This is a genomic window from Arthrobacter sp. NPDC058130, assembly GCF_042884475.1.
Lineage (GTDB): Bacteria > Actinomycetota > Actinomycetes > Actinomycetales > Micrococcaceae > Arthrobacter.
In genome coordinates this window covers 63303-74942 of sequence record NZ_JBHVTV010000008.1, presented here as the reverse complement: position 1 = coordinate 74942, position 11640 = coordinate 63303, and the positions used below count along the sequence as shown (strand labels likewise).

11 protein-coding genes are annotated in these 11640 nt (G+C 67.9%); 9 read left to right on the top strand and 2 right to left on the bottom strand.

The window, feature by feature from the left end; all coding sequences use genetic code 11:
• Positions 1–11: 11 nt before the first annotated feature.
• Both ACFVTM_RS14435 and galU read left to right on the top strand, forming a co-directional pair.
• Positions 12–791 (top strand): enoyl-CoA hydratase/isomerase family protein, encoded by a 780-nt coding sequence (locus ACFVTM_RS14435; protein WP_390204161.1) that lies wholly within the window; start codon positions 12–14, stop codon positions 789–791.
• A gap of 97 nt (positions 792–888) precedes the next feature.
• Positions 889–1779, top strand: coding sequence for a UTP--glucose-1-phosphate uridylyltransferase GalU (galU, locus tag ACFVTM_RS14430; RefSeq protein WP_390204160.1), 891 nt, complete (start codon positions 889–891; stop codon positions 1777–1779).
• Here galU and ACFVTM_RS14425 read toward each other — a convergent pair.
• A complete protein-coding gene (locus ACFVTM_RS14425) occupies positions 1776–2240 on the bottom strand; it encodes an Lrp/AsnC family transcriptional regulator (RefSeq protein ID WP_390204159.1) in 465 nt (154 codons plus the stop codon). The two genes, galU and ACFVTM_RS14425, sit on opposite strands and share 4 nt — an antisense overlap.
• Positions 2241–2399: 159 nt before the next feature.
• On the opposite strand from ACFVTM_RS14425, the gene pdhA reads away from it, so the two are divergent.
• Genes pdhA through ACFVTM_RS14410 form a run of 3 tightly spaced genes read left to right on the top strand, consistent with a single transcriptional unit; the run spans position 2400 to position 6324 of the window.
• Complete coding sequence (pdhA, locus tag ACFVTM_RS14420; protein WP_390204158.1) at positions 2400–3662, top strand: pyruvate dehydrogenase (acetyl-transferring) E1 component subunit alpha; 1263 nt, start codon at positions 2400–2402, stop codon at positions 3660–3662.
• The gene (locus ACFVTM_RS14415) at positions 3659–4771 is read left to right on the top strand and encodes an alpha-ketoacid dehydrogenase subunit beta (RefSeq protein WP_390204157.1); all 1113 of its coding nucleotides are present in this window, start codon (positions 3659–3661) and stop codon (positions 4769–4771) included. Before pdhA ends, ACFVTM_RS14415 begins: the two co-directional genes overlap by 4 nt.
• 2 nt (positions 4772–4773) lie before the next feature.
• Positions 4774–6324 (top strand): dihydrolipoamide acetyltransferase family protein, encoded by a 1551-nt coding sequence (locus tag ACFVTM_RS14410; RefSeq protein ID WP_390204156.1) that lies wholly within the window; start codon positions 4774–4776, stop codon positions 6322–6324.
• Positions 6325–6372: 48 nt separating this feature from the next.
• On the opposite strand, the gene ACFVTM_RS14405 is transcribed toward ACFVTM_RS14410, so the two are convergent.
• Complete coding sequence (locus tag ACFVTM_RS14405) at positions 6373–7038, bottom strand: TMEM175 family protein (protein ID WP_390204155.1); 666 nt, start codon at positions 7036–7038, stop codon at positions 6373–6375.
• Between the two features lie 231 nt (positions 7039–7269).
• Between ACFVTM_RS14405 and ACFVTM_RS14400 the strand changes: the two genes are divergently transcribed.
• The 4 genes from ACFVTM_RS14400 to ACFVTM_RS14385 all read left to right on the top strand — a co-directional run bounded on the left by ACFVTM_RS14400 (position 7270) and on the right by ACFVTM_RS14385 (position 11534).
• Complete coding sequence (locus tag ACFVTM_RS14400; protein WP_390204154.1) at positions 7270–8085, top strand: MBL fold metallo-hydrolase; 816 nt, start codon at positions 7270–7272, stop codon at positions 8083–8085.
• A gap of 118 nt (positions 8086–8203) precedes the next feature.
• On the top strand, positions 8204–9493 hold the full coding sequence (locus ACFVTM_RS14395; RefSeq protein WP_390204153.1) for a MinD/ParA family protein: 1290 nt from the start codon (positions 8204–8206) through the stop codon (positions 9491–9493).
• A gap of 50 nt (positions 9494–9543) precedes the next feature.
• Complete coding sequence (locus tag ACFVTM_RS14390; protein WP_390204152.1) at positions 9544–10281, top strand: GAF and ANTAR domain-containing protein; 738 nt, start codon at positions 9544–9546, stop codon at positions 10279–10281.
• A gap of 38 nt (positions 10282–10319) precedes the next feature.
• Complete coding sequence (locus ACFVTM_RS14385; RefSeq protein ID WP_390204151.1) at positions 10320–11534, top strand: MFS transporter; 1215 nt, start codon at positions 10320–10322, stop codon at positions 11532–11534.
• Positions 11535–11640: the final 106 nt, after the last annotated feature.

Genomic DNA, 11640 nt, shown 5'->3' with positions numbered 1-11640 from the left:
CAAGGAGTCCCATGATTTCCCTGTCCATCGCCGACGGCGTCGCCGAGGTAGTGCTCGACGCCCCGCACAAGCTGAACTCCCTCGACGAGCGGGCGCTGGCGGATTTGTCCCGGGCGTACGACGACGCCGCTGACGCCGCCGCGCGCGGAGAGGTCCGTGCACTTCTGCTCCGCGGCGAGGGACGCGCCTTCTGCGCCGGCCGTGACATCGCCGGCGTGACCCCGGAGAGCGACGACGCGCAGGCCTACCTGGGCGGCCTCGTCCAGCCGCTGCTCAAGAAAATGAGCGCCTTCCCGGCGCCCACGTTCGCCGCGGCCCAGGGTGCCTGCCTCGGCGTGGGGCTGGGCCTGCTGCTGGCCACGGACGTGGTCTACGTGGCGGAAAATGCCAAGTTCGGCTCACCGTTCGCCAAGCTCGGCGCCACCCTCGATTCCGGCGGACACTGGTACTTCACCGAGCGCCTGGGCATGCACCGGACCCTGGACCTGATCTACACCGCCGAGCTCATCAGCGGCGCCGACGCCGTGGCCCAGGGCCTGTTCAGCCGGGCCATGCCCGCGGCGGAACTGCTCGAGGCCACCCGGGCGATCGTCGCCAACGTCGCCACCGGCGCCACGGGTGCGTTCCGGGCCAGCAAGGAGCTCGTGGCGCACATCCGGGACCAGCGGCTGGGGCTGTGGGAGGCCATGGCAGAGGAGAACACCGAGCAGGCACGGCTGTGCAAGAGCGAGGACTACGCCGAGGGTTTCCGCGCCTTCCAGGAGAAGCGCAGCCCGGTTTTCAAAGGCTGACAGGCGGCCCCGCGCGGGTCCACAGCACGATATTCCCGAGTACTCGTCTTTGCCTCGAACCATTCTCATTTCCGGAACCCGCTTGTAAAGTTCGGTTATGAGTCTGGGGAGATCTGTAACTAAAGCTGTCATACCCGCGGCCGGACTGGGAACGCGCTTCCTGCCGGCCACAAAGGCAATGCCCAAGGAAATGCTGCCGGTGGTCGACCAGCCCGCCATCCAATACGTTGTGGAAGAAGCCGTCCGGGCAGGGCTGACCGATCTGCTGATGATTACCGGGCGCCAGAAGCGGGCGCTGGAAGACCACTTCGACCGCGAACCCGCACTGGAAAGCGCCCTCGAACGCAAGGGCGATATTGACCGGCTGGACGCAGTACGCCACGCCTCCAGCCTGGGCCCGCTGCACTACGTGCGCCAGGGCGACCCCAAAGGTCTCGGCCATGCGGTCCTGTGCGCCCGCCAACATGTCGGTTACGAACCCTTCGCCGTCCTGCTGGGCGATGACCTGATCGACGAACGGGACGAACTGCTGATCGCCATGATGGACGTCCAGGCCCGGACCGGCGGCTCCGTCGTGGCCCTGATCGAGGTGGATCCGGCGGAAATCAGCGCCTACGGCTGCGCCGACATTTCGGCGGTCCCGGGCCAGGACCACGTGAGGATCAACCGGCTCGTGGAGAAACCCGACGTCGCCGATGCCCCGTCCAACCTGGCCGTGATCGGCCGGTACGTCCTCCACCCGGAGATTTTCGACGTTCTGGAGGACACCCCACCCGGCCGCGGCGGCGAAATCCAGCTCACCGACGCGCTGCAGACCCTCGCCGTGTCCGACTGCGAGGGTGGCGGCGTCTATGGCGTGGTCTTCCGCGGCCGCCGGTACGACACCGGGGACAAGCTCAGCTACCTCAAGGCGGTCATCTCGATCGCCTCCGACCGGGTGGAGTTCGGCGAAGAGCTCCGGGCCTGGATGAAGGCGTTCGTCAGCTAGCGCGTATCCACGTCTTCGAACACCAGGAACGTCTGAGTGTCCAGGACCCCGGGCATGGACTGCAGCTGGTCGAAGATCACCCGGCGCAGGTCGATGTTGTCCACGGCGCGCACCAGCAGGATGACATCGAAGTCCCCGCCCACCAGCGCGATGTGGTGCACCTCCGGGATGGCACGCAGGAGTTCGCGTAGCTCGCGCCAGGAATGCTGGCGCACCTTCAGCGTGACGTACGCCGAAGACTTCAAACCCGCCTTGATGGGATCCACCAGGGCAGTGAACTTGGTCAGCACGCCTTCACCGGTAAGCCGGGCAATCCTGGTGTAGGCGTGGGCGCGGGAAATGTGGACGTTCTCGGCCACCTGCGTTACGGACATCCGACCGTCCCGGGTTAGCTCGGAAATGATGTTCCGGTCCACATCGTCCAGCGGCACCGCCACCTGGTCCGGCTCAAGCTCTGCCATTCGTCTACAACCCCCGCCGGTAATCCAGCTCACACTTACGATTTGTCTTCCAGATTAGGGCAAATTTGTGGACTTCTCCACGATTCGCGGTGAAGGTGGATACGAAACATCGGCTGGCGGCATACTGGGAAAGATTAGTGGCTACAGAAGGACGGACCAATGACGATCTCCGCAGACGACGCTGCGCAACAGCCTGCCGCCTCGGAGGCAGAGCCGGCGCAGCAGGACGCTCAGCAGGCCGCGCCGCAGAACCCAGCCAGCGAGGCCGTGCGCAAGTTCGGCATCACGGCTGAGGACTACATGCTCCCCGCGCGCCATCAGATCCAGATGGTCGGCCCGGACGGGACGCTGAACCCGCACACCGAGCAGGGCACCCAGTCCGGGCACGAATACAGCCTGCCCAGCGAGGCCGAACTCCTGGCCGCCTACGAGCAGCTCGTCGTCGGCCGCCGCGTCAATGACCAGAACTCCGCCCTGGTCCGCCAGGGCCGGATGGCCGTGTATCCCTCGAGCCACGGCCAGGAGGCCTGCCAGGTCGCCGCGGCGCTGTGCCTCGCCGAAGGGGATTGGCTGTTCCCCACGTACCGCGACTCCGTGGCCGTGATGGCCCGCGGCGTGGACCCCGTCCAGACCATGACGCTGTTCCGCGGCGACTGGCACGGCGGCTACGACCCCTCCAAGCACAAGGTCGGCATCCAGTGCACGCCGCTGACCACCCAGCTGCTGCACGCCGTCGGCGTCGCCCACGCCGCCAAGCTCCGCGGCGAGGACACCGTGGTCCTGGCCATGTGCGGCGACGGCGCCACGAGCGAAGGCGACTTCCATGAGGCCCTGAACTTCGCCGCCGTCTTCCACCTGCCCGTGGTCTTCTTCGTCCAGAACAACCAGTACGCGATCTCCGTGCCGCTCGCGCACCAGTCCGTCGCGCCGTCGCTGGCCCACAAGGCCGTGGGCTACGGCATGGCCGGCGAACGCGTGGACGGCAACGACGTCGTTGCCCTGCTCGCCGTCCTCGGCCGGGCGGTCAAGCTCGCCCGCGAAGGCTCCGGCCCGCTCCTCGTGGAGGCGCACACCTACCGGATGCAGGCGCACACCAACGCCGACGACGCCACCCGCTACCGGCAGGACAGCGAAGTCGCCGAATGGGTGGCCAAGGACCCGCTGAGCCGGATGACGACCTACCTGACGGACCGCGGCCTGCTCGACGACGGCCGCGCCGCAACGATCGCCGAAAAGGCAGAGGCGGTCGCCACGCAGCTGCGCGAAGGCCTCAGTGAAGAGGTCCCGGTGGAACCGCAGGACCTCTTCAAGTACGTCTTCTCCACCCCCACCCCGCAGCTGAAGGAACAGTCCGCCATGCTCGCCGACGAACTGGCCCGCGACGCCGCATCCGCATCCACCGCAACGGAGGCCGGGAAATGAGCCCCACGATCACCACGTCCTCCGAGGCGAACGGCAACGTCAGCGCCGCCACCGCCACTGCGGCCGCCAAGGCCGCAGCCGCCGCTGAAAAATCGGGCCCGCAGACCATCACGCTGGCCAAGGCCCTGAACACCGCCATGGCCGACGCCATGCACGCGGATCCCTCGGTCCTGGTCTTCGGCGAAGACGTCGGCATGCTCGGCGGCGTCTTCCGCATCACGGACGGGCTCACCAAGACCTTTGGCACGAGCCGCTGCTTCGACACCCCGCTGGCCGAATCCGGGATCGTGGGCATGGCGGTCGGCATGGCCATGAACGGCATGCGCCCGGTCATCGAGATGCAGTTCGACGCGTTCGCCTACCCGGCCTTCGAGCAGATCGTCAGCCACGTCGCCAAGATGCACAACCGCACCAAGGGCGCCGTGAAGCTGCCCATGGTCATCCGGGTCCCGTACGCCGGCGGCATCGGGGGAGTGGAGCACCACTGCGACTCCTCCGAGGCCTACTACGCGCACACCGCCGGCCTGAAGGTCTTCGCCCCCGCCACCGTGGCGGACGGCTACCGGATGCTCCGCGAAGCCATCGACTCCGACGACCCGGTCATGTTCATGGAGCCCAAGAAGCTGTACTGGTCCAAGGACCAGGTGGACCTGGACGCGCTGCGGGCCGAGCACGCCGTGAACACAGAGCGCGGCACGTCTACCGAGGGCCGGGCCGCCGTCGCCCGCCCCGGCGCCGACGCCACGCTGATCGCCTACGGGCCGTCCGTCCCGACGGCGCTCGCCGCCGCCGCTGCGGCCGCCGAGGAGGGCCGCTCGCTCGAGGTGATCGACGTCCGCTCGATCGTCCCGTTCGACGACGAGACCGTCTGCGCCTCGGTCCGCAAGACCGGCCGCGCCGTGGTCATCGCCGAGGCCCACGGCTTCGCGTCCGTGGCCTCCGAAATCGTCGCCCGGGTCCAGGAACGCTGCTTCCACCACCTGGCCGCGCCGATCCGCCGCGTCACCGGCTTCGACGTGCCCTACCCGGCGCCGAAGCTTGAGCACTACTACCTGCCCGGCGTGGACCGCATCCTCGACGCCGTTGACGACCTCCAGTGGGAAGACTGACCATGAGCGAACCGAAAGTATTCCTCCTCCCGGACCTGGGCGAAGGCCTTACCGAAGCCGAACTTGTGAACTGGCTCGTGGCCGTGGGCGATGAGATCCGCGTGGACCAGCCGATCGCCGAGGTGGAGACGGCCAAGTCCATGGTGGAGGTGCCCTCGCCGTACGCCGGCACCGTGGCCGTGCTGCACGGCGAGCCCGGCCAGACGCTCGACGTCGGCAAGCCGCTGATCTCCGTCATGCCCACTGGTTCCGTTTCCGCTGGTGGCGCCGCCACAGGCAATGCCGCCCCCGCCCCTTCGCCGGACAGCATTCGTCCTGCGGACGATGCTGCCGGCTCCGACAGGCCCGATGCCACTCCCGGGGCGGCATTGCCTGCGGCGGCTGAGTCTGTTTCCTCGCCGGCTGATGTTGCGGCCGAGGCTTACCGCGAGGAGGAGAAGGCTGGGTCCGGCAATGTCCTGATTGGGTATGGGACTCCTGGCGGGCATGGGGTTGCTCGGCGGAGCCGGGCTCCTAAGCGGGCTGCGGTGGCCGAGTCGGGTTCCGGGGTGTCTGCCGCCGAGAAGGCTGCCGATGACCTGTTGCTGATGCGGACCCGGGTTCCCGGGAAACTGGGGGCCGTTATTTCTCCGCTGGTTCGCCGGATGGCGCGCGATCATGGGGTTGATTTGGGGGGACTCCAGGGGTCGGGGGCCAGCGGGCTCATCATGCGGCGGGACGTGGAGGCCGTGATCAAGCCGTCTCCGATGGCGGAGCGCGCAGTGGGGGCTCCTGCCGCTCCTGCTGCTCCTGCCGCGGCGTCGGTTCCGTCCCACACGGATGCGCGGACCGGGCTGGGCATCTCCGGGCGTACCGCCGTCCGGGGCGTGCGGAAGGCTGTGGCGGCGAACATGACGCGCAGCCGGTCCGAGATCCCGGAAGCCACGGTGTGGGTTGATGTGGACGCCACGGCGCTCGTGGAGATGCGTGCCGCGCTGAAGAAGTCCGACCCGCACAACGTTCCGGGCCTGCTGGCTTTCATCGCACGGTTCGTCGTCGCGGGACTGAAGAAGTACCCGGAGCTCAACACCAGGATCGTGACCACCGAGGACGTCGCCGGCGGCGCCATGCAGGAGATTGTGGCCTTCGACGGCGTCAACCTCGGCTTCGCGGCGCAGACCGACCGCGGACTGATGGTCCCGTCCGTGCGGAACGCGGACAAGCTCAGCGCCCGCGAACTGGACGCGGAGATCCGCCGCCTCACCGCCGTCGTGCGCGAGGGCAAGGCGACCCCGGCGGAACTGGGCAGCGGCACGTTCACGCTGAACAACTACGGCGTGTTCGGGGTGGACGGATCCGCCGCGATCATCAACCACCCCGAGGTGGGGATCCTCGGCGTCGGGCGGATCATCGACAAGCCCTGGGTGGTCGACGGCGAGCTCGCGGTCCGCAAGGTCACCGAACTGACGCTCACGTTCGACCACCGGGTGTGCGACGGCGGCGCGGCCGGCGGTTTCCTGCGCTACGTGGCCGACGCGATCGAGAACCCGGGGTCGGTGCTCGCGGACATGTGAGGCGGGCGGGAACCGCACATTCAGTTCTGCACGGTTAGTCGTGTGCAGTTAGTTTTGTGCGGTCCCCGGCCTCCTCTCCGCCTTGTTCCCGGCTTTCGCCGCCGGCTTCTTCGCCGCGGAGGCTGACAGCCGCCCCGCCAGCCATGACGCAGGCAGGAGCAGCAGCCAGAAGAACGGCGTGTAGGAGTTGAGGGTGAACGCCGCCGGAATCGAGAGCAGGAAGACCAGCGCAACGGCCACGCGCGCGTTGAAGATGCGGCCGTGGACGTGGGCGGCCATCTCGCGGTCCATCAGTCCGGCGTGCTTCGCGTAGCCCCAGATGGCGGCCAGCATCAGGTAGACCGCGGAAATGTTGGCGGCGTACAGAATGCTCGGCCACGGTGTGGGGTCGTCGCCGTAGTCGCTGAGGATCGAGGTCGGACCGGGGAGCATGGCGATGAAGAACAAGAGGGCCAGATTCAGCCGGGCCAGGTTCGCGTTGAAGCGGCGGATGAGGGCAAAGTCGGCGTGGTGGGACATCCAGGTCTTGGCGATGATGACAAAGGACAGGGCGTAAGCCAGTAACTGCGGCAGGGCCGCAACCAAGGCGCTGTCCAACTGCGCCGCGGGGATACCCTCGGGCAATTTCAGGTCCAAGGCCAGCAGGGTCAGGGCAATGGCGAAGACGGCATCGCTGAAGTACACCATCCGCTCCACGGACGTGCCGGCATTCAATGGGAGCCACCCCCAATCGTTCGGTGGAGCCCCTGGCCCCTCGACGGAAGTTGCCCACAGGCTACACCGCGGCGGGAGCCAAGACGAGGGCATCCCGGCACACCCGCGCATTGACCGGACGGGCACGCTCCCCGGGAATTGCCAGCAGGCATGGGTAGAATCGAGGCCTATACAAAGCACCAACACCACCGCACTACAACGCCGGAAAAGCGTCGGAAATACGGAGATTCAATGTCACGATGGCTCGAGGTCGGTCCGGACAACTACGTACTGACAACTCAAGGTTCCCTGCTCAACACAGGCCTGGTGGTCGGCACCGAGCGCGCCATGGTGATCGACACCGGCGGCGGGCCCCGGCAGGGCCGCGAGATCCTGGCCGCCGTGCGGGAAAAGACCGGGCTGCCCCTCGTCGTCGTCAATACGCATGCCCACTACGACCACTTCTTCGGCAATGCCATCTTTGCTGATGACGGTGTCACGGAATTCTGGGCGCACGAGAACTGCGCCGCGGAAATCGAGGAGAACGGCGACGAACAGCGCAGGCTCGTAGCCTCGGCGGAGCCGGAGATGGCGGCAGGGCAGGGCACTGACGCTGAGTTGGTGGTCCCGAACGCGATCGTGAAGGATCAGCCGGTACTGGTGGACCTTGGCGGGCAGAGCGTCACCTTGTTCTATCTGGGCCGCGGCCACACCGACGGCGACCTCCTGGTCGGCACGGCCAGCACCCTCTACGCCGGCGACCTCGTGGAGCAAGGTTCCCACCCGTCCTTCGAGGACTCGTACCCGGAAGACTGGGCCGATGCCCTCCGGCACCTGTCCGCGCTGCGGCACCGCTACGAATTCCTGATTCCCGGCCACGGCGAACCGTGCTCGGACCAGTTCGTCAAGACCATGGCCAACACCATGACCACCGCGGTCCGGCAGGCCATCCAGGCCACCCGGGAAACCCCGGACGACGCGACCAAGGCCATTCCGATTTTGCCGTACGGGCCAGAGCAGTCGCGCTGGTTCATCAAGCGCCTGCAGGACACGCAGGCCAACCGCTAGGGCCAGGATTTTGGCGGCTGAGGGGCAGTGCGCCCGCCACTGCCCCTAGACTTGTCCCTTGAACGATGTCAATCGAGCACTGCAGCGGTCTGCGCTGTGATCCCTGGGGGGAACAAACATGCCAGAACCGGTCGAAAACAAGACCGCCAACGCCCTCGCTGAAGCTGAAGCAGCTGCAGAGCAGGCCCAACTCCCGCGCCGGAGAGACCGCCGCCGCGGCGACGACTCCGACGCCTGGACAGGAACCATGCCCATCATTTCCAGCAACCAGGCCGAGCAACGCCCGACAGCCCCCAGCAGTTCCTGGGCGGAGGCTGCCGCCGCGGCCGACGCACCGCCCGCGCGGCCGCAGCCTGCAAAACCGTCCAAGGATCCTGCCCTGAAGCCGCCTGCCCCCCAGGCCGCTCCTGCCGTGCCGGCCCAGCCCACCCGTTCCACCCGCTCGGCCAGCAAGGCGGCCGCCCTGGCGGACGCCCCGGTACCCGACTTCATCAGTTCCCCTGGTCTTTTCGTCCGCGAACAGAAGCCCCGGCCCATCGGTGGTTTCCGCGGGGCGCTCTACAACCTGACTGGCGGCGGGCTAAACCTGGGCCCGAGCGCCAGGCAGCGGGAAGAAGACGAGCTGGCCCGGCGCATCTCCCGCCAACTCCAGGGCAGCTACAACACGGCAGTCCTGAGCCTCAAGGGCGGCATCGGCAAGACCTCCACCACGGTCGGCGTCGGCCTGACCCTGGCCGAGTTCCGGGGCGATCCTCCCTGCGCGATCGACGCCAACCCCGATTCCGGCGACCTCGTGGAACGGGCCCTCGGCGAGGGGATCTACCAGCAGCAGAGCCCGCGCACCATCACGGACCTGCTCATGAACATCGAGTCCGTCGATTCCCTCACGGCGCTGGCCCGCTACATGCACCATGCCGGCAGGCTCCACCTCATTGCCGGCGAACAGGATCCCGAGGTATCGGATTCGCTGACGGCCGAGGCATACCTGCGGATCCGCAAGCTCATCGCCGGCTACTACTCCGTTGCCCTGATCGACTGCGGTACGGGCGTGACGCACAATGCCATGAGCGGGATCCTGCAGTCGGCGGACAACCTGATCATCGCGGCCGGCTATGCCGTCAGCGGCGCCAAGCGGGCCCGCAGCACCCTGCACTGGCTGGCCAGCCACGGCTACGAAGACCTGGCCCGCAACGCCGTCGTGGTCATCACCGACAAAGACGAGGTGTCCACCCGGGTGGACAAGGACGCCATCGAGGAACACCTCTCCGGCATCTGCCGCCAGCTGATCGCCGTTCCGCACGACCGCGGAGTGGCTGACGGCGACCTCGTCACCTTGGACGTGCTCCGCCCCGAAACTCGGCGGGCCTACCGCGAGATCGCCGCGGCAATTGTCGACGGATACAGCTAGGCCCGTCCGGCCGGGCCGCCGCGGTGGATTAAGGCGCGGTAGATTAAGGCATGGCCAACAACTTCGTCGGGGATGACGCCGCCCGCCACCTCCAGGACCTACTCCTGGGGACCGAGAACGTCGAAGACTTCCTGAACCGTCTCGCGGAATTTTCGGCCGCCACGCTGAGCCACACGACGGGCGCCGAGGTTGAGTGCGGCGTCACGCTGCAGCGCCGCAAACGGACCATGACGGTCGCGGGCAGCAGCCCCCGGGCCGTTGTGCTGGACCGCATCGAGCAAAGCCTCGGTGCGGGGCCCTGCATCGAGGCTTTGCGGACCAAAACCGTGATCCTGCTCGCGGATGTCGACACCGATTCCCGCTGGCCCGACTACCAACGCCAACTCGCAGCCCACGGCTGCCGCAGCACGCTCGGCGTCCCACTGGAAATCGGCGAGGACGCTGCCGCGGCCCTGAACTTCTTCGGGGCGGACACCGGACTGTTCACCGAGGACATCATTGCGGAGGCGTCCGGATTCGCCGATCTCGCCGGCCGTGCCCTGCGGCTGGCCGTGCGGATCGCAACCGTCCAGTCCCGGGCGGAGGACATGCACGCCGCCATGGAACACCGCACCTCCATTGATCTCGCCTGCGGCGTGGTGATGGCGCAGAACCGCTGCTCCCAGGACGAGGCCATGGCCATCCTGACCCGGGTGTCCAGCAACCGGAACCAGAAGCTCCGGGATGTGGCCGCGGACGTTCTGCGGAACGTCACCGGCGAAGAAGTCCGCACACACTTCGACGCGTAGGCCAAGTTCGGGCGTGGCGGTTGCCTAGGATGAAGGGGATGACCACCACACGCCTCGCCCCGTTCAGCCTCCGCAGCATCGCCGTTCCCGCGTTCGGGCCGGCCCTCATGTTCAGCCTGGGCGAAGGCGCGATCCTGCCCGTGGTCGCCCTGTCCGCCCGCGACCTCGGCGCCTCCGTGGCCGGTGCCGCGCTGATTGTCACCCTGATCGGACTCGGATCCTGGTTCTTCAACCTTCCGGCGTCCCTGATCACCCTGAAGTTCGGTGAACGCTGGGCGATCGTGGGGGCAGCCGCCGCCAGCGCGTTAGCCCTCGCCGCCGCGGCCCTCGCCCCGCTGTTCTCCGGCGGCCTCTGGGTGCTGGCGGCGGCGATGGTGGTGGTGGGCATGGCCGCCAGCGTCTTCAGCCTCGCGCGGCAGAAATACCTGACCGAGGCCGTTCCGGTCATGGTCCGGGCGCGGGCCCTGTCCACGCTCGGCGGCGTCAACAGGATCGGGATCTTCATCGGCCCGTTCATCGGCGCCGTCGTGATGCAGTTTGCCGGCATCAGCGGGGCCTACTGGGCCGGCGTCGTGGCCATGGCCGCCGCCGCGGCCGTCTCGGTCACCATCCCGGACCTTGAGGCGAAGCCGCTGCCGGCCGACGGCGTGGCGCCGCAGCAACCCACCCTGCGTAGCATCGCGGTGTCCCACGCCGGGGTCTTCCTGAACGTGGGCGCTGGGGTCCTGCTGCTGAGCGCGCTGCGTGCCTCCCGCCAGGCGGTCATCCCGCTGTGGGCCGATCACCTGGGCATGGACCCCACCCAGGCCTCCCTCATCTACGGGATCTCCGGGGCGATGGACATGCTGGTGTTCTACCCGGCAGGCAAGCTGATGGACCGCAAGGGCCGGCAGTGGGTGGCGGTGCCGTCCACGCTCATCATGGGCACCGCCATGGTGCTGATCCCGCTGAGCACGGGCTTCGTCTCGCTCATGCTGGCGGCGCTCCTGATCGGCTTCGGCAACGGGATCAGTTCCGGACTGAACATGACGCTTGGGGCCGACTTCTCGCCGGATAACGGCCGCGGCCAGTTTCTGGGCATCTGGCGCTTCATGGCCGACGCCGGGTCCACCGGAGGTCCCGTGCTGCTCTCAGCCGTCACCGCCGCCGCGTCCCTGGGGGCCGGCGTGGCCGCGACCGGCGTGATCGGCTTCGCCGCCGCTGCGGTGTTCGCAGTGACCATTCCCCGGCTCAAGCACCGCCGGAACTACTGACTGGCTGAACTACTTTTCCGTGCGTCAATAGCGGCCCCCGCCACCACCCAGCCGGGGTGCGCCGCGTTCCGGGGGCACTTTGAAGGGCTTTGCGGGGGAGACGCCG

What these genes read in the sequence shown, in the direction of transcription:
- ACFVTM_RS14435 (WP_390204161.1), top strand. Translation starts at nt 12, where the DNA reads ATGATTTCCCTGTCCATCGCCGACGGCGTCGCCGAGGTAGTGCTCGAC.
- galU (WP_390204160.1), top strand. Translation starts at nt 889, where the DNA reads ATGAGTCTGGGGAGATCTGTAACTAAAGCTGTCATACCCGCGGCCGGA.
- ACFVTM_RS14425 (WP_390204159.1), bottom strand. Translation starts at nt 2,240, where the DNA reads ATGGCAGAGCTTGAGCCGGACCAGGTGGCGGTGCCGCTGGACGATGTG.
- pdhA (WP_390204158.1), top strand. Translation starts at nt 2,400, where the DNA reads ATGACGATCTCCGCAGACGACGCTGCGCAACAGCCTGCCGCCTCGGAG.
- ACFVTM_RS14415 (WP_390204157.1), top strand. Translation starts at nt 3,659, where the DNA reads ATGAGCCCCACGATCACCACGTCCTCCGAGGCGAACGGCAACGTCAGC.
- ACFVTM_RS14410 (WP_390204156.1), top strand. Translation starts at nt 4,774, where the DNA reads ATGAGCGAACCGAAAGTATTCCTCCTCCCGGACCTGGGCGAAGGCCTT.
- ACFVTM_RS14400 (WP_390204154.1), top strand. Translation starts at nt 7,270, where the DNA reads ATGTCACGATGGCTCGAGGTCGGTCCGGACAACTACGTACTGACAACT.
- ACFVTM_RS14395 (WP_390204153.1), top strand. Translation starts at nt 8,204, where the DNA reads ATGCCAGAACCGGTCGAAAACAAGACCGCCAACGCCCTCGCTGAAGCT.
- ACFVTM_RS14390 (WP_390204152.1), top strand. Translation starts at nt 9,544, where the DNA reads ATGGCCAACAACTTCGTCGGGGATGACGCCGCCCGCCACCTCCAGGAC.
- ACFVTM_RS14385 (WP_390204151.1), top strand. Translation starts at nt 10,320, where the DNA reads ATGACCACCACACGCCTCGCCCCGTTCAGCCTCCGCAGCATCGCCGTT.